This window comes from Marinobacter sp. LV10R520-4, from assembly GCF_002563815.1.
Classification (GTDB): domain Bacteria; phylum Pseudomonadota; class Gammaproteobacteria; order Pseudomonadales; family Oleiphilaceae; genus Marinobacter.
This window is the reverse complement of sequence record NZ_PDJM01000001.1, coordinates 2,560,962-2,583,942: the sequence shown is the minus strand read 5'-3', so window position 1 is coordinate 2,583,942 and position 22,981 is coordinate 2,560,962. Positions and strand designations below refer to the sequence as shown.

25 protein-coding genes and 1 tRNA gene are annotated in these 22,981 nt (G+C 55.4%); 13 read left to right on the top strand and 13 right to left on the bottom strand.

Annotation, left to right across the window (positions count from 1 at the left end; all coding sequences use genetic code 11):
- The first annotated feature begins 130 nt into the window (after positions 1–130).
- Positions 131–1,210 (top strand): lipoyl synthase, encoded by a 1,080-nt coding sequence (gene lipA, locus ATG98_RS12490; protein ID WP_098423330.1) that lies wholly within the window; start codon positions 131–133, stop codon positions 1,208–1,210.
- Between the two features lie 45 nt (positions 1,211–1,255).
- Here the strand turns inward: lipA and ATG98_RS12485 are convergent, their stop codons facing one another.
- Positions 1,256–1,690 (bottom strand): Spy/CpxP family protein refolding chaperone, encoded by a 435-nt coding sequence (locus ATG98_RS12485; RefSeq protein WP_228706121.1) that lies wholly within the window; start codon positions 1,688–1,690, stop codon positions 1,256–1,258.
- Between the two features lie 279 nt (positions 1,691–1,969).
- Between ATG98_RS12485 and ylqF the strand changes: the two genes are divergently transcribed.
- The 3 genes from ylqF (at position 1,970) to fnr (ending at position 5,089) form a co-directional block, all read left to right on the top strand.
- Entirely contained in the window at positions 1,970–2,917 is a 948-nt protein-coding gene (gene ylqF / locus ATG98_RS12480) for a ribosome biogenesis GTPase YlqF (RefSeq protein ID WP_098421380.1), read from the top strand.
- Positions 2,918–3,038: 121 nt separating this feature from the next.
- Positions 3,039–4,247: a beta-ketoacyl-ACP synthase I gene (fabB, locus tag ATG98_RS12475; RefSeq protein WP_098423326.1), complete on the top strand. Its 1,209-nt coding sequence runs from the start codon at positions 3,039–3,041 to the stop codon at positions 4,245–4,247.
- 89 nt (positions 4,248–4,336) lie between these two features.
- Positions 4,337–5,089, top strand: coding sequence for a fumarate/nitrate reduction transcriptional regulator Fnr (gene fnr / locus ATG98_RS12470; protein WP_098421378.1), 753 nt, complete (start codon positions 4,337–4,339; stop codon positions 5,087–5,089).
- Positions 5,090–5,098: 9 nt separating this feature from the next.
- Here the strand turns inward: fnr and ATG98_RS12465 are convergent, their stop codons facing one another.
- The 9 genes from ATG98_RS12465 to rnr all read right to left on the bottom strand — a co-directional run bounded on the left by ATG98_RS12465 (position 5,099) and on the right by rnr (position 14,392).
- Complete coding sequence (locus ATG98_RS12465; protein ID WP_098421377.1) at positions 5,099–5,968, bottom strand: SDR family oxidoreductase; 870 nt, start codon at positions 5,966–5,968, stop codon at positions 5,099–5,101.
- 35 nt (positions 5,969–6,003) lie between these two features.
- Entirely contained in the window at positions 6,004–7,083 is a 1,080-nt protein-coding gene (gene alr / locus ATG98_RS12460) for an alanine racemase (RefSeq protein ID WP_098421376.1), read from the bottom strand.
- Complete coding sequence (gene dnaB, locus ATG98_RS12455; RefSeq protein ID WP_018404828.1) at positions 7,083–8,489, bottom strand: replicative DNA helicase; 1,407 nt, start codon at positions 8,487–8,489, stop codon at positions 7,083–7,085. The genes alr and dnaB overlap by 1 nt, the downstream gene beginning before the upstream one ends.
- Positions 8,490–8,681: 192 nt before the next feature.
- Positions 8,682–9,128 (bottom strand): 50S ribosomal protein L9, encoded by a 447-nt coding sequence (rplI, locus tag ATG98_RS12450; protein WP_098421375.1) that lies wholly within the window; start codon positions 9,126–9,128, stop codon positions 8,682–8,684.
- 20 nt (positions 9,129–9,148) lie between these two features.
- Positions 9,149–10,015 (bottom strand): hypothetical protein, encoded by an 867-nt coding sequence (locus ATG98_RS12445; RefSeq protein WP_098423324.1) that lies wholly within the window; start codon positions 10,013–10,015, stop codon positions 9,149–9,151.
- A gap of 25 nt (positions 10,016–10,040) precedes the next feature.
- Entirely contained in the window at positions 10,041–10,271 is a 231-nt protein-coding gene (gene rpsR / locus ATG98_RS12440; RefSeq protein WP_007348899.1) for a 30S ribosomal protein S18, read from the bottom strand.
- 25 nt (positions 10,272–10,296) lie between these two features.
- A complete protein-coding gene (gene rpsF / locus ATG98_RS12435; protein ID WP_098421373.1) occupies positions 10,297–10,713 on the bottom strand; it encodes a 30S ribosomal protein S6 in 417 nt (138 codons plus the stop codon).
- A gap of 262 nt (positions 10,714–10,975) precedes the next feature.
- Positions 10,976–11,719, bottom strand: a complete 744-nt coding sequence (gene rlmB, locus ATG98_RS12430) for a 23S rRNA (guanosine(2251)-2'-O)-methyltransferase RlmB (protein WP_098423322.1) — start codon at positions 11,717–11,719, stop codon at positions 10,976–10,978.
- A 111-nt stretch (positions 11,720–11,830) separates the two neighbouring features.
- Positions 11,831–14,392, bottom strand: coding sequence for a ribonuclease R (rnr, locus tag ATG98_RS12425; protein ID WP_098423320.1), 2,562 nt, complete (start codon positions 14,390–14,392; stop codon positions 11,831–11,833).
- Positions 14,393–14,724: 332 nt separating this feature from the next.
- On the opposite strand from rnr, the gene ATG98_RS12420 reads away from it, so the two are divergent.
- From ATG98_RS12420 to ATG98_RS12400, 6 genes are all read left to right on the top strand, one after another.
- Positions 14,725–14,811: transfer RNA gene (locus ATG98_RS12420), tRNA-Leu, on the top strand.
- Positions 14,812–14,961: 150 nt separating this feature from the next.
- Entirely contained in the window at positions 14,962–15,219 is a 258-nt protein-coding gene (locus tag ATG98_RS22980; RefSeq protein WP_416376597.1) for a DUF6538 domain-containing protein, read from the top strand.
- A 493-nt stretch (positions 15,220–15,712) separates the two neighbouring features.
- Positions 15,713–16,468 carry an ion transporter gene (locus tag ATG98_RS12415; protein ID WP_098421370.1) on the top strand — a complete coding sequence of 252 codons (756 nt, stop codon included), beginning with the start codon at positions 15,713–15,715 and terminating at the stop codon, positions 16,466–16,468.
- Positions 16,469–16,723: 255 nt separating this feature from the next.
- Positions 16,724–17,173, top strand: coding sequence for a cbb3-type cytochrome c oxidase subunit I (locus tag ATG98_RS22975; protein ID WP_416376575.1), 450 nt, complete (start codon positions 16,724–16,726; stop codon positions 17,171–17,173).
- The gene (locus ATG98_RS12405; protein ID WP_098423318.1) at positions 17,170–17,526 is read left to right on the top strand and encodes a hypothetical protein; all 357 of its coding nucleotides are present in this window, start codon (positions 17,170–17,172) and stop codon (positions 17,524–17,526) included. Before ATG98_RS22975 ends, ATG98_RS12405 begins: the two co-directional genes overlap by 4 nt.
- Positions 17,523–18,326: a cytochrome c oxidase assembly protein gene (locus ATG98_RS12400; protein ID WP_228706120.1), complete on the top strand. Its 804-nt coding sequence runs from the start codon at positions 17,523–17,525 to the stop codon at positions 18,324–18,326. Before ATG98_RS12405 ends, ATG98_RS12400 begins: the two co-directional genes overlap by 4 nt.
- Here the strand turns inward: ATG98_RS12400 and ATG98_RS12395 are convergent.
- A complete protein-coding gene (locus ATG98_RS12395; protein WP_179888142.1) occupies positions 18,256–18,930 on the bottom strand; it encodes a class I SAM-dependent methyltransferase in 675 nt (224 codons plus the stop codon). The two genes, ATG98_RS12400 and ATG98_RS12395, sit on opposite strands and share 71 nt — an antisense overlap.
- Before the next feature lie 105 nt (positions 18,931–19,035).
- Positions 19,036–19,254: a hypothetical protein gene (locus ATG98_RS21545; RefSeq protein WP_143751469.1), complete on the bottom strand. Its 219-nt coding sequence runs from the start codon at positions 19,252–19,254 to the stop codon at positions 19,036–19,038.
- On the opposite strand from ATG98_RS21545, the gene ATG98_RS12390 reads away from it, so the two are divergent.
- The gene (locus ATG98_RS12390; protein WP_098423315.1) at positions 19,238–19,735 is read left to right on the top strand and encodes a DUF2780 domain-containing protein; all 498 of its coding nucleotides are present in this window, start codon (positions 19,238–19,240) and stop codon (positions 19,733–19,735) included. The genes ATG98_RS21545 and ATG98_RS12390 overlap by 17 nt on opposite strands.
- Positions 19,736–19,847: 112 nt before the next feature.
- Here the strand turns inward: ATG98_RS12390 and ATG98_RS12385 are convergent, their stop codons facing one another.
- Positions 19,848–20,906 carry a serine hydrolase gene (locus ATG98_RS12385; RefSeq protein ID WP_098423313.1) on the bottom strand — a complete coding sequence of 353 codons (1,059 nt, stop codon included), beginning with the start codon at positions 20,904–20,906 and terminating at the stop codon, positions 19,848–19,850.
- Between the two features lie 164 nt (positions 20,907–21,070).
- On the opposite strand from ATG98_RS12385, the gene ATG98_RS12380 reads away from it, so the two are divergent.
- Both ATG98_RS12380 and ATG98_RS12375 read left to right on the top strand, forming a co-directional pair.
- Positions 21,071–22,240, top strand: a complete 1,170-nt coding sequence (locus ATG98_RS12380; RefSeq protein ID WP_098423311.1) for a DUF418 domain-containing protein — start codon at positions 21,071–21,073, stop codon at positions 22,238–22,240.
- 90 nt (positions 22,241–22,330) lie between these two features.
- Complete coding sequence (locus tag ATG98_RS12375) at positions 22,331–22,888, top strand: cytochrome b (protein ID WP_098421365.1); 558 nt, start codon at positions 22,331–22,333, stop codon at positions 22,886–22,888.
- Positions 22,889–22,981 lie beyond the last annotated feature (93 nt).

Genomic DNA, 22,981 nt, shown 5'->3' with positions numbered 1-22,981 from the left:
TCGGTAGCGCAGATGTTGAGTACCAGTACCGTGCCCGTGTTTATCCCTACTGTTCTTGTATCTGGCGCGCCTCGGCTTTACCCTTTAAGCCTAACCAAAGTCTTTTGTACAGAACGAGAGCTCCGCATCCATGACCGCAAACACCAAGCCCCGTGTGGCCAGTGGCGCCAAGTTCCGCAGTGAACATGGCTTTGCTGCTATTAAGGACGGCGTTAAGCAAAGCCGCAATGTTTCCAACGAAGGCGTCAGCAACGACCCAAAACCCAAGTGGTTGCGCGCACGTATGCCCGGTGGTGAGCGCTACGAGGCGGTCAAACAGAATGTGAAAAGCCACAAGGTTGCCACCGTGTGCCAGGAATCCCACTGCCCCAATATTGGTGAGTGCTGGGCCAACGGCACTGCAACGATTATGGTAATGGGTTCGGTATGTACACGTGCCTGCAAATTCTGCGCGGTAGACACCGGCAACCCCAACGGCTGGCTAGATAAAGACGAACCCGAGAATACGGCAAAATCGGTAGAACTGATGGGCTTACAATACATTGTGCTGACATCGGTTGACCGTGACGATCTGCCCGACGGCGGTGCCAGTCATTACGCGGCCTGCGTGTCGGCCATCAAGCACCGCACGCCGGATGTTAGAGTGGAAGCACTCACGCCAGACTTCGATGCGGTTATGCAGCACGTAGAGCAGGTTGTGGATTCGGGGCTGGATGTATTCGCCCAGAACGTAGAAACCGTTCGCCGCCTGACTCATCCGGTACGCGACCCACGGGCCGGCTACGAAAAAACCCTAAGCGTACTGAAGCATGCCAAGCAGTACCGACCAGACGTACTGACAAAAACCAGCTTAATGCTAGGTCTGGGTGAGACCGACGAAGAAATTCAGCAAACCATGGACGACTTGCTGGCGGTGGGCGTGGATATTCTGACGCTGGGCCAGTACCTGCGCCCTACTCCGAACCATTTGCCGGTGATGCGTTACGTCACCCCGGAAGAATTCAATCGTTACCGGGAAATTGGCTTGGCCAAGGGCTTTATGGAAGTGCCATCAGGCCCCTTGGTGCGGTCGAGCTACCGTGCAGACCGGGTGTTTGACAAGAACAACCTTGGATTAGCGGTGCCGGCGGTTCCTTCACCAGCAGAAACTGCACCGGCGAACCCGGAGCCAGTCAACGCCATGCAGATACCGGTCAGATCCGTAAGCTGACCGGGCACCCGCACTGACATCTTCCCGCTAGCGGCGGGGCTGCGCCTACTGGCCGCCCTGCTGCATTTGCTGTTGTTGCATCTGCTGCATTTTCTGCATTTGCATTTTTAGCTCGTTGCGCTGCTCATCTGTAAAAATACTCTCTACCTTCGCCTGCATGAGAGTAGACAGTGCCGCCATCTCACCGGTCACATCACCCAGCTCTTCCGCCTGTTCGCGAATAGCATCTTCGCTGAAATCTGCTTTTACCTCGGCTTGCAACTGCTGCTGCAGGGTTTGCGCCTGTTGGCGAAGATCGACAATCTGACTTTGCAACTCGTCAAACACGCCGCGGATCTGTTCTTGTTGCTCATCGTTCAGGCCAACCATTTGCGCCAGCTGGTCAATACGGTCGGGCTGGCCATCCGCCTGTTGTGCCAATGCCGGCGCCGACAGACTTACCGCAATCAGTGCTGTTCCCAGTGCTTTTAACAATTTCATACTGCTCTCCGTTTTGAATAACTCCACGCACCCTAAAGCATCATGTGGGTAAGACGCACCCCATAATGGCTGTTTATTTCGAATAATAGCCGCCAAAACGGCTGCCAGCCCACCATTACGGCGATTTTCAGGCAAATATGAAAGTTTGGTCATCGACTTTCGGTATTGCGCTGAAATTGCTGCATAATGGCGGCTCTTTTTATTCACACACACTGGCCAGCGCGTTTTGAATTCGGCGTTTTAGAATTCAGCGCTCTTACGGGCAGCGGGAGTAGCACAATGGCGATTAACTGGTTTCCAGGGCACATGCACAAAGCCCGCAAGGAGATCAAAGAAGTCATGCCGAAGATGGACCTGATCATCGAGGTGGTGGACGCCCGCATTCCTTTCAGCAGCGAAAACCCGCTGGTGCCTGAACTGCGCGGTGATACGCCGTTGATCAAAGTGCTTAACAAACGCGACCTGGCCGACCCCGATGTGACAGGGCAGTGGCAAAGCTGGCTAGAACGGGAGCGTGGTGTAAAAACCATTACCCTGACCCACAACCAGCGCGGCGAAGCACTGGACATTCTTACCTTGGCAGAACAGCTAACGCCGAATCACGATCGCCAGAAAAGCGCGCTGCGGGTAATGATTCTGGGCATTCCTAACGTCGGCAAATCGACCTTGATTAATACCCTGGCCGGACGACCTGCCGCAAAAACCGGCAACGAGCCGGCCGTCACCCGAGCTCAGCAAGCGATCAAACTGCCGAACAACATTTTGCTCTACGACACCCCCGGCTTTTTGTGGCCCAAGCTTTCACCGGCGGCCTGTGGCTATCGCCTGGCGGTTACCGGCGCTATTCGCAGCGCCGTACTGGATTTTGAAGACGTTGCACTGTTTGCCGCCGAGTATTTGCTGGCTCATTACCCGGATTTCCTGACCAGCCGTTACGGGCTGGACCCGCTGCCGGTTGACGGCTTAGCTGCAATGGACGCCATTGCAGCCAGGCGCCGTTTTTTTGGGCGCGGCGGCATACCGGACTTACACAAAGTGTCGGAGGTGTTGCTGAACGAATTCCGCGCTGGCACTCTGGGGCGCATTTCACTGGAAACACCGCGCTTGATCCAGCACGAAACCGAAATTGCTCTGGCTGAAGCCGAAGTTCAAGCTGCACTGGACGCAGAAAAAGTTATCGCAGACGCTAAAAAGAAAGCGAAAACTCGACGCAACCGCAAACGTTAGTGTCGTATTTGCATCTACGCCTGAACCAAGGTCATATACCCTATACTGATGAAAAGCTTTACCATCACACTTATATAACGCAACACAAGCGCCTGTTCCTGGCGCCGGTAAGGAGAGAATTATGAGACGTGTCGTCGTCACCGGAATGGGAATTATTTCCTGCCTGGGCAACAGCCTGGAAGAAGTTACCAACAGCCTGAAAACGGGAAAATCCGGCATCCGCTTCAGTGAAACCTATAAAGAACTGGGGTTCCGCAGCCAGATTTGCGGCGCACCGGATGTCGACACCTCGGTAATTGACCGAAAAGTACGTCGTTTTATGGCTGACTCGGCCATGTACAGCTACTTGTCGATGCAGCAGGCCATTGCCCAGGCCGGCTTGACCGACGACATGGTGTCAAACGATCGCACCGGGCTGATTGCAGGCTCGGGCGGCGCGTCTTGTTCAAGCCAGGCGGAAGCCGTTGATATTCTGCGTGCAAAAGGCGTGAAGCGCATTGGGCCTTATATGGTACCGCGCATTATGGCCAGCACTGTTTCTGCGTGCCTGGCGACCGCCTTCAAGATTCGCGGCGTGAACTATTCCATATCGTCGGCCTGCGCCACCAGCGCACACTGTATTGGCCAGGCAATGGAGCAAATCCAGATGGGCAAGCAAGACATTGTGTTTGCCGGCGGCGGTGAAGAAGAAGACTGGAGCCTGACCATGATGTTTGATGCCATGGGCGCCCTGTCTACCAAATACAACGATGCACCGGAAACCGCGTCACGGCCGTTTGATAACAAACGTGACGGTTTTGTGATTGCCGGTGGCGGCGGTATGCTGGTACTGGAAGAACTGGAGCACGCCCGCAAGCGCGGCGCCAACATTATTGCCGAGCTGACTGGTTACGGTGCTACTTCAGACGGTTACGACATGGTTGCACCATCCGGTGAGGGTGCCCAGCGCTGCATGAAGCAGGCCATGGCGACCATGCATGGCAAAGTTGACTACATCAACGCCCACGGCACCAGCACTCCGGTTGGCGATCTTGCGGAAATGGGCGCGGTTCGCACGACCTTCGGCGACAACATACCGCCTATCTCTTCCACCAAATCGCTATCTGGACATTCATTGGGTGCGGCCGGTGTGCAGGAAGCTATCTACTCGCTGCTGATGATGCAAAACGGCTTTATCGCCGGAACCGCCAACCTGCATGAGGTGGATGCGGCCATTGCTGATCTGCCCATTGTGGGCCCAGCGGGGCAAGAAGCCACCCTCAACGCTGTAATGTCCAACAGCTTTGGCTTCGGCGGCACCAATGCATCGCTGATATTTGAGCGTCTGTAGGGAAGGCCGGCTAGAAACGCCATTGGCAAATGGGTTGATCCGTACTACAGTGTCGGTTGACATGGATCAAATCTGACGGGCTATCTGCTATGAACCAAGCAATTCGACTCCACCAGGTTGCGTCATCGCTCAAGGCTACATGTAACAAGTGTAGCCTGAGTAATCTTTGCCTGCCTCTTGCAGTGGAAGAGAATGACTTGGAGCGCTTTGAAGACATTGTTCTGCAGGGCAAAATCTTCAATCGGGGTGAACATATTTTTGACCAAAGCACGCCTTTTAAGTCGTGCTTTGCGGTGCGTAGCGGGTCGGTAAAAACCTCGATTATTACCGAAGGCGGCGATGAGCAGGTTACCGGTTTTTTCATGCCTGGCGAGCTGATCGGGCTCGACAGCATGGCAACCGACAACTACGCCTGCACCGCCAAAGCGCTTGAGCGCACCAGCGTATGCGAATTTCCAATAGAAAAACTGGAACAGCTTACGCGCAAGTTGCCTGAGCTTCAGCACCACATGTACCACCTGATGAGCCAGGAGATACAAAACAGTCACCAACTGGCTATGTTGCTGAGCAAGAACACCGCGGAGGAGCGAATTGCCGCTCTGTTGTTGTCGCTGTCCAGCCGCTTTCAGCGCAGGCGCATGTCGCCCACGAATTTCAGCCTGCCGATGGCGCGCAACGATATCGCAAACTTTTTGGGACTGGCGGTAGAAACGGTTAGCCGGGTATTCACCCGCTTCCAGAATCAGGGCATCATCAAAGCTCGTGGCCGTGAAGTCGAACTGCTTGACGTGGAAGCCCTACAACTGGTCACCCGCGATTTTGCCCGCCAAGGCTGTCGCTAAAAAAGCGATTTATGAGCTGGCTGGCTTGCCCGGGTCTGGCCCTTTTAACAGAGTCAGCTCATCTGTCAGCCCCACGCGCCACGGGACCTGTTTGATACCAAAGGTGTTACGGATTTTTGTACACACCAAACGTGTGTTCACCGGCTCCAACTGACCCCATCCGCTTACTTCATCCACCAGATGCAAATCCTCGGGAATACCCGGCAAGCCGGCGATGGCCAAGCCCAGTTCATACAAGCTAATACCCTCAGAACCGGCGTACTGATAGGTGCCCCACACTTCAGCCCCGCAATCGAGCTGCTGAATAATAGCGCGCATAACCCGCGCCAAATCTGTTACAGCCAACGGCTGGCCAACGCAGCGGCCGGGCAACGACAAGCGCGTGCCGGCGGCTGTGCTGGCCTGAACCTTGCGTATAAAGCGCCCAAGGCTCCATCCTGTTCGCAAAATAATGTGGCGGGTTAACAAACCACGCAGGCCCTGCTCGCACTCCCACTGCCAGACACCCAGCTGATTTACCGGCTGCCCGGGGTTCGAGGCAATGTAAGCCGTCTGTTTGCGGCCATCAAAAATATAGCAGGTGGACAATTGCAGCATCGCGATATTGCGACCGCGGGCAAACTCGCCTAACGCCAGAGGCAGCGACAAAGCCGCACGCTTGACGTCATCAGGGTGTTCCTGGGCGGCTTCCGGATCGGCCAGCCACAGCGCATTGACAATCAGGTCTGTGTCCGCCGGAATCCAGCTTTCCAGGGCCGCCAGATCCACGCTGGCCGTGTTACTCACCAGCAAAGGGCTAACCTGTAAAGACGTGGCGCGCAGCTGCTCCAGCAATACTCTACCCAAGGGACCGTAATCGTGAACTACCAGAACATGCACGGGTCTTCTTTACCTCCAATTCTGTTCATATAAGCCTAACACCAGCGCCGGGGTACCCGGGCTGTAACGCCCGTCAGCAACTCGTAACCAATTGTGCCGGCGTGGCCGGCCACGTCGTCTACCGGCACCGTAGCACCCCACAGCTCTACCGGGTCGCCAACGTGCGCCGCGGGAGCAGCGCTCAGATCTACCGCCAGCATGTCCATCGACACCCGGCCGATAAGCTGTATGCGCTGGCCATGGATAGCAGCAGGGGTACCCGTGCCCGCATGGCGAGGGTAACCATCGCCATAGCCCAAGGCGACAATGCCCATGCGCGTGGGTTTGTTCGCAACCCAACTTGCGCCGTAACCCACGCTGTCGCCAGGCTGCAACAGGCGGGTACTGATCAGCGGCGCCTGTAACGTCATTACCGGCTTTAACCCCAGCTCCGCAGCCGGCGTGTCAACAATGGGCGACGCGCCGTACAACATGATGCCCGGGCGGCTCCAGCCAAACAGCTTTTGGCCCGGCCTGAACAACGCCGCCGAATTGGCAACGCTGCGCTGCAACTCGGGCCAAGGCGCGGTCGCCTGCTCGAAACGTTCGGTCTGCTGCTGCGTCATGGTGCTGCGGTTGTCATCGGCACAGGCAAAATGGGTCACAAAACCTATCACCTTTGGCGTCAGCTGGTGATGCGCAAGCGTGGCCATCACCTGGCCCAGCTCCTCGGGATGAAAACCCAGGCGGTTCATCCCGGTATTTACTTTCAGCCAGATGCCCGGCGCGGATGGCGCTCGCACAAGCCACTGCAGCTGATCGTCGCAGTGCAGCACCGGTTCAAAGTTATGCTTTGTGCAGGTCGCCAGATCCTGCTCGCTGTGAACCCCCTGCAACAGCGCAACAGGCTGCTGGCCCAAGCCCGCGTTACGAATGGCGATAGCTTCTTCAATACACGCCACCGCAAATTTGGGCGCCACCGCCGCCAGGGCGACCGCAACCCCGGCAATGCCGTGGCCGTAGCCATCGGCTTTAATCACCGCCATGGCACTGGATTGCCCGGAACGCTGGCAGGCCACCTGGTAGTTATGCAGCAGCGCTTTTGAGTCTATCAGCGCAAACGAACCCCTTGGCATCAGTAGTCGTCTCCATACTCGCCATAATTACCGTGGGCAAGATCTTCAAATTTGGTGTATTTGCCAATAAACGCCAGGCGTATCGTACCAATAGGGCCATTACGCTGCTTGCCGATAATAATTTCAGCCACACCTTTATCTGGCGTATCTTCGTTATAAACCTCATCACGGTATACAAACATAATGACGTCTGCATCTTGCTCGATGGCCCCGGATTCACGCAAATCCGAGTTAATGGGCCGTTTGTTGGGGCGTTGCTCCAGGCTTCGGTTGAGCTGCGACAACGCAACAACCGGGCAGCTCAGCTCTTTGGCGATACCTTTGAGTGAGCGGGAAATTTCAGAGATTTCCGCGGTGCGGCCTTCGGTGTTCCCAGGCACCCGCATCAGCTGCAGGTAATCCACCATGATCAGCCCGATTTTTCCGCCATTTTCCCGCGCGATGCGCCGCGCCCTTGAGCGCAGTTCGGTCGGGCTAAGGCCGGGGGTGTCATCGATATACAGAGGTTTGTCTTTCAGCAGGCTCACCGCTGAGGTTAACCGCGGCCAGTCGTCTTCTTCAAGCTTGCCATTGCGCACTTTGGTTTGGTCTATACGCCCCAGCGATGACAGCATACGCATGGCCAGGGCATCCGCTGGCATCTCCATGCTGAACACCAATACGGGTAGACCACTTGAAATCAGGGCGTTTTCAACGATGTTCATGGCCAAGGTGGTTTTACCCATAGACGGCCGCCCGGCAACAATGATCAGGTCTGAGGGCTGCATGCCCGAGGTACGCTCATCCAAATCACGAAAACCCGTGGTCAAGCCGGTGGTCTGTTCGCCAGATTCGAACAGCTCCTCAATGCGGCTCAGGGTTTGCGTCAGGATCGGATTAATGCCCTTAGGGCCTGAACCTTCTTTAACCCGCGACTCGGCAATCTGGAACACCGTGCGCTCGGCTTCGTCCAGAATTTCACTGCTGTTGCGGCCCAACGGATTGAAAGCCGAATCGGAAATTTTCCCCGATGCCTCCACCAACTGGCGCAAAATAGAACGTTCGCGAACAATATCGGCGTAGGCGCGGATGTTCGCTGCGCCAGGGGTTTTTTCCGCCAACTCGGCCAGATACGACAGGCCACCGGCGTGTTCGATATCCCCTGCCCGCTCCAGAAATTCGGCCAAGGTAACAACGTCTAGCGGCTCGTTTTCACTGGCCAGACGTTCCACCGCGCCAAAAATAAGCCGATGATCCTGGCGGTAAAAATCCACCGCCGAAATCATCTCGGAAATTTCATCAAAGCGGCGGTTGTCCAGCATCAGACCACCCAGCACAGCCTGCTCCGCTTCCAACGAATGCGGCGGCACTTTAATTCGGCTGGTTTCCGGGTCGCTGTTTGCGGGCTTAAGATTCGGCTTTGCCATGAACACGTCTTCAGTTGACCACTGCTCTGGCGTACGGCTTACGGATGCTCAGGGGCAATGGGAGAGGAAACAGAGCTTTGCAGCATACCAGAAAGCAGCAAGCCCGAAACCGTATTGCTACTGTTCCGGGCTTGCTGTGCGGCAATAAAGATCAGAACTGACCGCTATCGCCTGATGCTGAACTGCTGCCGGTTACTCGGCAACAACCGCCAGCTTAACGGTTACGTACACATCGCTGTGCAGCTTAAGCTCAACTTCGTACTCGCCAACAGCCCGCAGCGGGCCTTCTGGCAGCAGAACTTCGCTCTTTTCTACATCGGTACCGGCGGCGGTGATGGCATCAGCCACGTCGCGCACACCAATAGAACCGAACAGCTTGCCTTCATCACCGGCTTTAGAGCTGATGGTGAAAGATGCGTCTGCAAGCTTTTCAGCGCGGGCTTGCGCAACAGTCAGTTTTCCGGCTGCGGCTTTCTCAAGCTCGGCACGACGCTCTTCAAACGCGTTCAGATTGGCTTCAGTGGCCGGAACCGCTTTGCCATAAGGCAGCAGGAAATTGCGGCCGTAACCGGATTTCACATTAACCTTGTCACCCAGGGTACCCAGGTTTGCAACTTTTTCGAGCAGAATAACTTCCATCTCGTTAACCTCTTCGTGCTTTATGCGACCGGTCCGGGAGGGTTGATTCGCCCCCGAATATTCAGCCAACTATCCACAAAAGCCAGAACTACTAACAGAATCATCAGGCTTGGACCCAGCAATACCAGCGCAACGTAAAACATCACCAACCATTGGCGGCTCAGCTTTTTACGCGCGACAACACCATGAACCAGCGCCAGCCCGGCCAGAAACAGCGGAGTTCCCGCAGCCCAGGCCAGCAGCACAGTGTTCAACCCCAGCACGGGGCCAATCACCATGGTGACCGCAAACACAACCGCAAATACCGGCGACAGGCGCAGCCCGTGAAACTCTGTGCGCAAACCGCCAGGGTTATACAGTGCTGCCTGCCAACCACGGGCTAGCAGGGTCATACCTATGGCCAAAGCCAGATAGGTACCCGCCATACTGGCGCTCATGGTTTGCCGAATCACAGATTCCAGGTTGTTACCCAGCGACTGTGCTACGTCGGCGTTGTATTGCTGGTAAAACTGAACTCCGGTTTGCACCAGAATGTCCATCAGACCAGGGTACAGCTGCGGCAGAACCAATCCGATCACAATCGCCAGAAAAGTACCACCACACAGAGCTTTGTCCCACGACGAAGTCACCCGCAACAGAGCTGTCATCAGCATCACTTCCAGCAGCACGGCCAGAGCGGTGGGGTCTTGCCCGAACCAACTCCAGCCCAATGCCGGCAGCAATGCCCAAAGGCCAACGTTCAGCCCCTGGCGAATGCCAAGCCGTAATATAACCAGCCCGACAACCGCTGTACCAACCCAGAAAAGCAGAGGTATAGCCGTAGTTAAAGCCGCTATCCCGCTGGCCTGCAGGGGACCGCGCATTACAAATTGTGCCAGTGCACGCATGGTCCCAAGTCCTGTTTATCTGTTCTTAGTTATCGTGGCTGTCCGAATACGGCAGCAGTGCCAGGAAGCGGGCGCGCTTGATAGCGGTGGCCAGCTGACGCTGATAACGTGCTTTGGTGCCGGTAATGCGGCTAGGCACGATTTTGCCAGTTTCAGTGACATAACCTTTCAGGGTGTCCAGATCCTTGTAATCGATCTCTTTAACACCTTCTGCCGTGAACCGGCAGAACTTGCGACGTCTGAAAAAACGAGCCATAACTTAACTCCTTAACTCCGGTTAATTACTCTTCTTCGTCTGTGGCGTCAGCTTTCTGGCTTTCGTCAGATTCGGCTGAACGGCGCGGACGATCATCTCCACTTGGGCGGCGGTCTTCGCGAGACTCGGCAGCTTTCATCGGAGACATATCGGTAACAGCTTCATCACGACGCAGAATCAGCTCACGCATGATGGCATCGTTGAAACGGAAGTTATGAGTCAGCTCGTCCATCGCGGTCTGTGAACATTGAATGTTCATCAGCACATAATGAGCTTTGTGAATCTTGTTGATCGGGTATGCCAGGTGACGACGGCCCCAATCTTCCAAGCGATCTACCTGGCCACCATCTTCAGTGATGAGGCTGGTATAACGCTCGATCATAGCGGGCACTTGCTCGCTTTGATCCGGGTGTACCATAAATACAACTTCGTAGTGACGCATGAATTCTCCCTACGGATTGAACAGCTTCTAGATCTGCGGCGGGCGTAAACGCCATCTGATGCCGCACAGCATAAAAGCAAGGAGGTGGCAGCAGAACTGCCGTTTTTTGCCAGGCAAGGAACGCTTTATCGAAAAAACGTTTGCCGGCGCTGGCGAGGTAATGCATTGCCTTTGTTGAGGCAATAAAAAACCGCCCCGAAAAAGGGGTGATGTATTCTAGGCGGGCGCCGCCCGGTATGCAAGGACTGATAAACCACCGTGGCTAGCCCTTAGCAGTACGCTGACGCAGGGCCTCATAAAGACACACGCCACTGGCAACAGATACGTTCAGACTTTCAACCTCGCCCACCATGGGTATGTTGATCAATTGATCACAATGTTCACGGGTTAACCGTCGCATGCCCTTACCTTCAGCGCCCATCACCAATGCCAGCGGGCCGGTCAGGTTGGCCTGGTGCAAGGTGGTGGTGGCTTCACCCGCGGTACCAACCAGCCAAACACCCTGTTCTTGCAAGGTGCGCAGCAGGCGGGCCAGATTGGTCACACGCACAAACGGTACGGTTTCCGCCGCACCGCAGGCAACCTTGCGGGCAACCGGCGTTAAGGTGGCGGATTTGTCTTTCGGCACAATCACTGCCTGTACGCCAACGGCATCGGCGGTGCGCATGCACGCGCCCAGGTTATGGGGGTCGGTAACGCCGTCAAGAATCAACAGAAACGGAGGCTTTTCAGAGTTTGCCAGCAGCGCCAGCAAGTCGTCTTCACTCCACTCGCGGCTTTCGCTAACCGACGCAACAACGCCCTGATGAACACCGGCAACGCGACTGTCTAACAATTTGCGATGCACAATTTCCCAAGGCACACCCAGGGTATCCAGCAGTTCGGTGGTGCTTTTTACCCGCTTATCCTGGCGGCCGGTTTGGATCCACACTTGCAGCAGCCGCTCGGGCTCACGCTTCAAGACAGCTTCAACGGCATGCCAGCCAAATACAAATTGCTCTGCCACTGACGGTATTTCCTGCTAAAAATTTTTGGTAAATCTACCACCGCCTTGCGCGCACATTAAAGCCGGCAAGGTGGTGGTCAGCGAAAGACTATAAGAAGTTAGCTGGGCTCGCTAGCTCTTGGACCTGCGCTTGCGTGGCTTGCGCAATTCGCCGCCGCTGGCATCGGCGTTACCTGCCGAGGGTTTGCCGCCAGCAGCGCGAGCCGCATCGGCAGCCAGTTGATCACGGGCGGAGCCGGCGGCCGGCTTGGCCCGATCCGATTTCGGGCCTGCGGATCTGGAGCCGCGGCCCGCAGCTGGCTTGTCCGACTTGCCACCGCGCTTACCGCGCTCGCCTTTGGCTTTACCGTCTTTCTTGCCACCTTTGCCGCTCTTACCTGGATCGCGACCGGCACGGCCGTTCACTTCAAGCGCATCGCGGTCGGCCTGGCGACGCTTTGGCGTGCTTACCAGCTCCAGGTCAATCTTGCGATCTTCCATACCCACGCGCATCACTTTCACACGCACTTCATCACCCAGGCGGAAACTGATGGCCGTGCGCTCGCCGATCAACCGGTGCTTGGCATGATCGTGCTGGAAGTAATCGCCGTTCAGCGTCGACACGTGCACCAGACCTTCAATATAGATGTCCGCAAGCTCTACAAAGAAGCCAAAACCGACAACGGCCGCAATGACGCCGTCGTATTCCTCACCTACATGGTCACTCAGGAACTCGCACTTCAACCAGGCCATTACGTCGCGAGTCGCATCGTCAGCACGGCGCTCGGCCATGGACGCATGCTCACCAAACTTCTCCATACGGGCGTAATCGTACGGATATTTCGCCAGTTCCGCGTCTGTCTGGTCTGGCGCAATCACATCTTTCGTTGGCTGGTCTGCGTGAATGCAGGCCTTTATGGCCCGATGCACGATCAGGTCCGGATACCGCCGAATCGGAGAGGTAAAGTGAGCGTAGCTCGAATACCCAAGGCCAAAGTGGCCGGCTTCTTCAGGGCTGTAAACGGCCTGGCTCAAGGAGCGCAGCATGACTGTCTGAATCACCTGAGCATCAGGCCGATCGCCAATGGAACCCAGCAGTTGCTGGTAGTCAGCCGACGTTGGCTTGTCACCACCGCCAAGCTGCAACCCTAACTCGCCCAAAAACAGCCGCAGGGAACCAAGACGTTCTTCCGATGGACCATCATGCACTCGATAGAGCGCCGGCATTTTGTGCTTTTTCAGAAAGCGCGCGGTAGCCACGTTGGTCGCCAGCATGCATTCTTCCACAATCTTGTGGGCGTCGTTGCGCTGCACCGGCACGATTTCTTCAATCTTGCGTGCGGCATCAAATACTATACGGGTTTCGGTGGTTTCAAAATCAATGGCACCACGCTCAGTGCGCGCCTTGCGCAGCAGCTTATACAGGCCGTACAAATTGTGCAGCTCGGGCAATACGGCGGAATACTGGTTGCTCAGCTCGATACCACGGGGGGACTCGGGGTGCTCCAGAATGTCGCTGACCTTGTTATAAGTCAGCCGCGCGTGGCTGTTCATTACCGCCTGGTAGAAGGTGTAGCTACTGATGTTGCCCGCGGCGCTAATGGTCATATCCGCCACCATGCACAGGCGATCCACTTCCGGGTTCAGTGAGCACAAACCGTTGGACAGCTTTTCCGGCAGCATGGGCACTACGTGGTCTGGGAAATACACTGAGGTGCCGCGATTCAGCGCTTCGTCATCCAGCGCTGAGCCCGGGCGCACATAGTGCGACACATCGGCAATGGCAACCAGCAAGCGGTAGCCGCCGCGCGGGCGCGGTTCGCAATAAATGGCATCGTCAAAATCCCGCGCATCTGCGCCGTCAATGGTCACCAGCGGCAGTTCGCGAATGCACACGCGATTGCGCTTGTCAGCATCGGTGACCTGTTCCGAAATGGCCGCGGTTTGCTCACCCACCGCGTCCGGCCAGGAATGGGGAATGTCGTAGGCACGAATCGCCACGTCAATTTCCATGCCCGGAGCCATATGCTCACCCAGTATTTCGGTGACGCGCCCAGTGGGCTGACTGCGCAGGGTGGGCTGGCGAATGATGTCGACCACCACGTACTGGCCATGACGTGCTGCACCGGCCATCTCGTCGGGTATCAATACTTCGTGGTTGATGCGGGCGTTTTCAGGCACCACAAAGGTAATGCCGCTTTCCTTAAAGAAACGGCCGACGGTTTGCGTGGTGCGGTGCTCCAACACCTCAACAATCACGCCCTCACGGCGACCGCGATCGTCTACTTTGTCAACCCGGGCAACCACACGGTCGCCGTGAAACACCTGGCGCATCTGGCGTGCGGTCAAAAACAGGTCGGTGCCGTCGCCATCGGGAATTAAAAAACCGAATCCATCTTTATGGCCAGTCACCCGGCCGGTCACCAGGTCGGCTTCTTCGATGGGCAAAAAGGCGTTGCGGCGGTTGCAAATAAGCTGACCGTCGCGGCACATCGCAATCAGGCGACGGCGCAGGGCTTCAATACTCTCTTCGGACGACTGCCCCAGTTCTTCGCACAGGGTTTCGTGTGTGGCCGGCGCACCCCGATCTTTCAGATGCGCAAGAATGAACTCGCGGCTCTGAATCGGGTTGTCGTAATTCTGGGCCTCACGGTTGGCGTGGGGGTCGTTGGATGTCTTCTTACTGGAAACCATTCGGATCCTTGTTTGCTATCTGTGCCTCAGCGGCACAACTGTATTGAGTCAATGGGCGCTAGCATAACAGTATAACGCTGGTTCGCCGAAACTGCCTGATACGCAGGCTTTATAAAGCAGGTAGAAAGCGCATCAGTATTTACACTTGGACAGACTCGTAGCCCTTTCTTTTTACTGCTTCAAGGAAGGTAAATAAACATATCGGCCTTTTTCAAAAAAGTGTTTGACAGCTTTTCGGCGAATCATTAAAGTACGCGCCATCGGTTGAAGGCAACTTTAACTGGCGGCGGAAGACTCTGATTTTCAAATATCAGACATCCTGCGAATCACCTGCCGAGGTGGTGAAATTGGTAGACACGCTAGCTTCAGGTGCTAGTGCTCGCAAGGGCGTGGAGGTTCAAGTCCTCTCCTCGGCACCATTCTGATTGAATGGCCTATCAGATCAACGAATTACCCCATATTCAATAGCTTAAACATCTCGCTGGTACATTAAACTGGTACATCGAGATTTTTTTGTGGGTTTGAAAATGTGCTCACCATTCCGTTGAAACAATAGTCCCAATTACTGGATACGCAAGCGCGTACCGGATGACCTCCGCCCCATCATCGGCCAGCGAGAGATCAAGCGCTCACTGAAAGCGCCAGACCCCAAAGAAGACAGAAGTCGCGTTCTCATCGCCTTAGCAGAGATTGAGCAGGAGCTGGCCGCCTATCGAGCTGCATACGCTCAGCTATTCGGTGATGCCGATTGGTCGCCACCAAGTTACACAACCGCCAACATTGACCAGTCCTTAAACCTCCCTGAACTATTCACCCGGTACGCTTAAGGCATGAACCTCGCTCCGAGAACAGCTGGCGGCTGGCGGACGTATATTTTGAGAGCGTACAACTTCCTCAAAGCCAAGCCTGCTTCAGTCGTCACCAGACAAGATATCCGGGCATTCGCTGAAGCACTCCAACAGGGAGACATAAGGGCAAACCCTAAGGGGCGGGCACTAGCTGCGAAATCCATCAATGACAACTGTCTAATCGCCCTGTCCAATGTCTACAGTTTGGCAATGAAAGAGGAGATACTGTCCAGCGATCCAACCAAGGGGATCAGCGTCAAAGCAAGTGTTGCGGAATCACGGCCTATTCAGGCATACACAAGAGAGCAGGTAGTCGCAATACTCCAAAGTACTAGATTCCCTAAAAGACAAAGGGTTAAGCAAGCGACAGCCAATATCAGACGCTGGGCGCCATGGCTTTGTTCCTTCACTGGCGCCCGTATCAGCGAGGTTCTATGGCTACGGAAACGCGCAATCATCGAAAGGAACAGCAATGCGTCAGCTTCTCTACAGGTATGTAGACACCACAGCTTGGAACAGAAAAGGGCTATCCCCCTTCAACTTTGCAATATGCGTACTGATCATTGTCTCGGTCTTGCTGGCGGTCATTGAGACCGAGCGTCCGATTAGAGAGGCTTACCCATACTTCTTTGTGATATCAGAGCGCATTCTGTTTGCACTGTTTGTCATTGAGTATGGCCTCCGGGTATACGTTGCCTCCGAGAACCCAAAGTACGCCGGGGCATTTGGGCGGCTCCGCTACATGAAATCCGGATGGGCTATTTTCGATTTACTGGCACTGCTATCGTTCCTTGCGCCTTTCGTCTCTAACTCTCTGGCCTTCTACTTCAGGCTGACCCGCATATTCAGGATTCTCCGAGTATCTCGACTCGGTCGCTTCACACAGGCCTGGGACCTGCTTTGGGAAGCTACCGCCAGACGCAAGTTCGAGCTGCTCATGAGCGCGACCATCGCCTTTATCCTGCTGCTCGTCTCCAGCGCGTTTCTTTATCTGTTTGAGGCAGAGCTGCAACCTGAAGACTTTGGAAGTATCCCAAGGGCTCTCTGGTGGAGCGTTGCTACTTTAACAACCGTGGGATACGGAGACGTCACACCAATCACCGCTGCTGGTAAGTTCTTTGCCAGTCTCACGGCTATTTCAGGCATCGGTATTGTCGCAATGCCAACCGGGATACTCGCTGCTGCATTCAGTGATGCCTTCCAAACCCGACAGGAAGCAGATCAGTAACTATTCAGCTCAAATTTTCTAAAAAAGTTCTTGACAGGGTTTTGGCCCCAATTTTATGAATTTAGGCCACACTCAACGCAAACCCATTAAGCGACGCGCAAAGCCTCCAAGATCCCTTCACGGCCCTTTCGTTTTGTTGTCCATCCCCGGGGCGACGTCGATTTGAAAAACCCCGTCAAATCCGCGCTCAGGACGAAAAATTCGACCTGAAAAAGTCGTGCGATGATAATGAATCACTCGACGGTACTCAGACCCATGAAGATCAGTAACATTGATGTCGACGCTGCGCTGGCAAACGTCAGACAACAACTCCAAGCAGACACAACCGTCGCGCCTTCCATGCAGACGGCCATCGAGTTGCTGATTGTGCTGGGTATTATTACGATGGGGTTTATCAGCTTTGGCCTTTGGGTTCATCACATGTTTACTGTGGACATTCCGCAACTGGCCCAGGCCTTCTTCTCGATGGCCAGCATGCTGGTGGCGATTCCCACGGCCATCCAAATTTTTGCCTGGCTGGCGACACTGTGGCAGGGCAAAGTGGTGTTTCACCTGCCGATGCTGTGGATCGTCGGATTTCTGGTGGTCTTTGTGTGCGGCGGGCTGAATGGCGTGATTCAGCCGTTCTGGGTGTATACCCTGGGCGTTTTCTGGCTCAGTTTCGCTGTGTTTTTGTTGTTGCCGATGGCCTGGGGGGCACAATGAAGCCCTCACCGTTTCATCCGGTAAACCTGGTGCTGGGGCTGATTATATGGGCGCTTTGGTTCGTGCTGCTCTATGGCGGTTTGTCGGTCGCCTGTGCCTTCGCACCTCCGGATGCTGAAGCGGGTGCCTGGACCTGGGTAAATGCAGCTTCGCTGATATTGGCGTTCATCGTGGCGGGTTATCTTTTGGCGTGTGCCTACGGATGCTGGAAGGCCTCATCACCGCCGCACATCGCCGGGGCTGAAGCCGTGAACCCATTTATCAGCAAAATATCTGCCTCAGTCTATCTGGTATCGGCCTTTGCATCGCTGATGCTGACGATGCCAGGTGTCTTTCTGCCACCGTGTGTTTGAGTCTGCGCAATGGGCCGTGGCGCGGTGCGGCGCTGCTTGGCCTGAGCGAACCTGCCTTTGGCCATAGCCCAATAACCAGTGGAGGCGCAGAGCAGCTAACAGCCGTGCTCGGGCTAGGCATCTTCGGCCTTGTCTGGTTAGCGTATGTGACAGGTGCACGGCGGGTAGCGCCTCATTGGCCGCAAGCCCTGAGCTTTCACAGCACCATGGTTGTCAGTTTTCTCACCATATGGGGACCGCTTGACCATTGGGCACAAAGCAGCGCCGCAGCCCACATGATTCAGCACATGATGTTCATGGTGGTGATTGCGCCTTTGTGGGTACTGTCGAGGCCCCTGCCCCAACTTGCTGCAGGGAGCGGGCGATTGCTGACACGCCTGTGGCAGCCCATGCTTAAACTGGTTCAACATCCGGTTTATATGGCGTACATCCATGGTGGGATGATCTGGTTCTGGCACATTCCTCAGTTTTACCGTCTGGCCCTTGAGAACCCCTGGTGGCATCTGGTAGAGCACGGGTGTTTTCTGGCCACCGCTGGCCTGTTCTGGTGGTCGGTACTGAAATGCCCCCGGCGCACCGTGGGCTGGGCCTTGCTTGCACTGCTGTTAACTCTGATGCATACCGGTTTTCTGGGGGCAATGCTCACCTTCGCTCAGAGCCCTTTATACGGAGCCGGGCGCAGCCTGCAGGACCAGCAGCTGGCAGGGTTAATTATGTGGGTTTTGGGAGCTATACCGTATTTACTTGGCTCCGGCTGGATAGGCTGGCGGATGTATCAGCAATTGCAGCGTCGTTGGTAATGGAATTTTTACACCAACGAAAAACCCGCATCGGCGGGATATTCCGCATTTCCAGCGTACAGCTGACAGGTGTTCCCATGATCGGGTTGGTAATCCGGGCTACATCCCGACGGAACTGATAGGCAATGAAGCGCCCGCCCTCAGCCAGGTTGCCCTTCACCGCCTGAGCCACCCGGCAAGCAACGGCTTCCGGCATTTTCGAAAAGGGGATGCCAGAGATAACCACATCCGGTTTGCCCATGTGGTGCAACGCCAGAATAGCTGCGAGATCCTCAGCGCTGCCCAGGTGGCGGGTGAATCGTGGGTCTGCGATCTCGCCGAGCAGTTCATGAAAAAAGGGGCTCAACTCAATTGAAAGCAGTTGTGCATCCTGGCCCAGGTGCCGCAGAAACGCTCGCGTGGTTCCACCGGTGCCGGGTCCAAGCTCCACTACCCGCCTGGCGGCGGACAAGTCCGATGCCTCGATGATCCGCTGCTCAAGGAATCGCGAACTGGGGATAACAGAGCCCACCTGGCTGGGTTTTCGCAAAAATTCACGGAAGAACGCCGCTGGATTCTTTCTCCGGTTTGAATCGTACTTCGGACCACCCGTTTCCCTGTCCATAGTGTTCTCTCGACCTAGTAGTGTTCTCTCAACCTTAGTAGTTTTCTCTCAACCTCGTAGTGTTCTCTCAACCTCGTAGCGTTCTCTCAACCTCGTAGTGTTCTATCAACCTTGCCGTCGCGCCCCCACCGAGCTGATGTCGGTATTGTTCAGCATCCAGGCAACGGCAGCGGCGGCCTGTTCCAGCCGTGCAGTAAAATGAAGGCCGTAAACACCGGAGCGAACGAGAGCCCGGGGCTTTAATTTTGCGCCAGGCACCCCCACTAACAGAGAAGCACGTCGACCATACACGCCCCGGGGCAACTCAATGAGCGCTATTCTCAAGCAATTCCTCCTTGTTTCGAGCATCTATCTGCTGGCGCCGACCGCTGGCGCTTTCAGCCTGAATGACCCTTTATCCAGCGGAGCCCAAGCACTTTTCTCATCAACGGAAGTCAGCGGTGAAGCCCGGCAATTGCTGGGGCAGCTCAAGGGTCAACTCGGCGTCACCGACGCTCAGGCGGTTGGTGGTACCGGTGCATTATTAAAGCTGGCGCAAAACCAGCTCGGCACCGGCGCTATGAGCTCGCTCACGAGCGAAGCCCCGGGCCTGTCCAGCCTGTTGGGTGGAGGCAGCAGTCTGGGCAAAAGCCTGCTGCCTAATATTTCGTCCATGAGCGGAGTGCAGTCGACCTTCTCGGCGCTGGGCATGAACAGCGCCATGATTCAGCAATTTGTACCGATTGTTTTGGGCTTCCTGGGCGAGCAAGGGATTAGCTCATCGTTGCTTGGCCAGTTAAAGGGCCTTTGGGCGCCTGCAGGGTGAATAGCTGAGTAGCTGGGATAAATATTAATTCAGCTGAAAGCGCACCAAAGTCACAGCCGCTGGAGCTCCGGCACAGCCTATTTCACCAAAACCCGTTAGTGCTTTGGGTGCATCAGGTCTGCCTCGGCAACCCGGCCTTTTGCAGAGCTCTACCGATGGCCTGATAGGCCTTTTCAGCATCTTGAAGCGTAACGTAATCTTTGGCACAAACCGCCACAACCAACGCATCCTCGGGTGTTTGCGGGTTCAGTACACCGATGTCACAAGACCGGGCTACCTGAGTTCCGGTCTTGTGGGCGAAACGAACGCCCCTGGGCATCCCACCCGCAATCCGGTGATCGCCCGTGGTGATCTCTGAGAGATAACCAATTAGACGCTCAGTGTGGGCTTCATTCAAAAGTTCGCCCTTCACCAGTTGCTCAAGTAGCCGCCCGAAAGATTCAAGGCTGCCTGAATTGATGCCCCGCTCATAATAGCGCTCGAAAGCTTGGTGAATACCCTCCGCTTTTGCCTCTGCCGGTGTTACGGACAGTTTTTCAAGCAACATGGTGTATCGCGCCTGATAGCTGTCTGCAATTTTCAGCTCGATGAAATCGCGATTGCTGAGTTTGGAGACACTGGGGTGTACTTCACTGTAAGCATCGTAACGTACCTGCAGAATAGTAGTGATGGGACCCATGCCCTCAGGGGCCATTGCCTGCGTTTGCTCATTGAAGGACTCCTCGCCGAGAAAGCGCATCAGCATATCGGTTGCAGTGCTGTCACTGTCTTCAATCGAACGTCTGTTGAGCTCTTCCAGACTGTATTGGGCACCGGGGCCTACCCACAAAAGATCGCCACTGCCATCCACATAATCCGAGTCGCGGAGCGTGAGCTTCTGCTCGAGATCCAGGCCCTCATTTTCCGCACGTTGCATCAAGGCGATTGCGAGCGGGATCTTTACGGTGGAGGCGAGATACCAGTCCTGCCCGGTGTTGTGGGCGACCGTTTGATCATCAGACAGGTGCCTGACGTACACGCCAAGCTCCCCCGAAAAGGCCGCATCAATCCCTTCTATGTCTTCTTTCAGCGATGCTGACCAGTCATCGCGCTGAGCCATCGCCAGGGAACTGAAAGCAAAAAGGGTAACTACCATTGCGCTCAAGTGCGTCAATGTTTTCCGATGTTTCATGGACTCTCCTGTTGAGGGGGCGGCAAACCGCGATCGCGTATATGCTGAGCTTTGGCTTTCCATACTGTCAATCAAACGCCCATTACAAGACATTACAGCCTATGGCTATCCAGTCCTGAAAACACTAATGTCTAACTGATTAAATACGCACATGGAGGGACGAAGTGACACAAACCGGTGGTCGGATTGACAGCTTGGATGCTCTGCGAGGTTTTGCAATCCTGGGCATTCTGCTGATCAACGTACAGGTGTTTTCCGGTTGGGGATTTGTCGCATTGGAAACGAGGCAGGCACTGGCCTGGTCCGAATGGGATCAATCCATAGGCACTTGGCTGGACACCCTGGTGCGCACCAGATTCTTCAGTCTGTTCTCACTGCTGTTTGGCTACAGTTTTATGATGCTGGCCCAGAAGATCGAGCAGGGGCCCGTGCGCTGTCATCTCAGGCGCATGCTGGGGCTGCTGGTTATCGGTACGGCCCATTCTTTATTGTTTTCACCTTGGGATATTCTGATGCTCTACGCCGTGATGGGGGTATTTCTCGGGGCATTCCTAAACGCACGGCCGGGAGCTCTTGTCATCTGGGCCTTTGGGCTGCTGCTAGCGGTGGGGGTTGCGCTCTGGTTCGGGCCTCAACTGGGGCTACCGGCGGGCCGGGGAGAACTGGCGCTTCGGCTGCTGCAGGAAAACGTTCCCGCTCTCAGCGGAAGCAGTTATTTTGAGGTTATCAGGGCCAATGCTTATCTGAGTGTCAGCGTGCTGATGGATCGGCTGGAAGGTTTACGCCCACTTCGCGTGCTTGCGATGTTCCTGCTCGGCGCCGCTGCGGCGCGGCTGCACCTGGCTGAAAGCAATACCGGGCATATCAAGCTGCTGGCGGCAGTGGCCGCTGCCGGACTTGGGGCGGGTGTTGCACTTGCCATGGCTGGTGCAGGTGTTCAAACCGAAACCACGACCGGACGGTTTATAGCAATTGCAGAAGATGTCGCCAGCCCGCCACTTCTTGCCATGGGTTATGGAGCCATTCTGTTGCTATGGTGGCGCGGCAACGGCATCTTCACACGTGGAGTTCGCTCGGCGTTTGCTCCGGTTGGCCGAATGGCAATGACAAACTACGTTCTGCAATCGGCGGTGTGCATCAGCATATTCTACGGTTTTGGTGGCGGCCGGTTTGCCACCATTTCCCTCGCCGGGTTAATGCTGTTTTCCGTCGTGCTCTTTATGACGCAGATGATCGTCAGTGCGATCTGGCTCAGGCTGTTTAACTACGGCCCGCTGGAATGGCTCTGGCGTTGGCAGGTGAAAGGCAAGCGGCCGCATCTACTCAAAAAATAAATCCAGCCTTCTTTTCGCGATGTTTTAATCAGCGCAAAGCCGTTTCAGTGACTAAACTACAGTGAAATAAATGGTTATCAGGAGCGCCACATGCAAGCACTGAATCGCTATGCTTATCCCCACCGACTACTCCACTGGTTAGTGGCTGGCACGGTGTTGCTCTCCTTAGCCAGCGGCTTAACCCTGGGCTTCCTCGGTTTTGACAGCGCCGTCGACCTGATGGGCCAAACGCTGACGAACGTGCTATACGGTGGTCATAAGACGCTAGGGGTGTTGATATTACTGCTGATGATACTGCGTGTTATTACGCGCCTGGCCTTTGCGGTGCCAGATCATGTCCCGCCCCTGAATACCTTTCAGAGAATCGTCAGTAGCAGCGTCCATCACCTGCTCTATTTAGCGCTAATTGCCCAGCCGTTAATCGGCTGGGCAGCTACAGCCAGCGGCGGCTTCCCGGTGGAATTCTTCCTCTGGCAGTTGCCTGGGTTCATTGGCAAGGATGAACCGCTCTCTGAGCTGCTCTATATGCTGCATGAATGGCTGGGCTGGATCATTTTAGCGTTGGTGGTGCTGCACGTGTCTGGTGCGATCTTCCACTGGAAAATCAAGCGCGATAACGTTATGAAGCGTATGAGCCTGTTCGATTAAGGGTAATGAACTGTCTTTTTCAGCTTAGCAATGCTCACCACGGCAGCGGATCAGGAGCGTCAGGCAGCCTTTACCGGAAGAACAGTCTGGAAT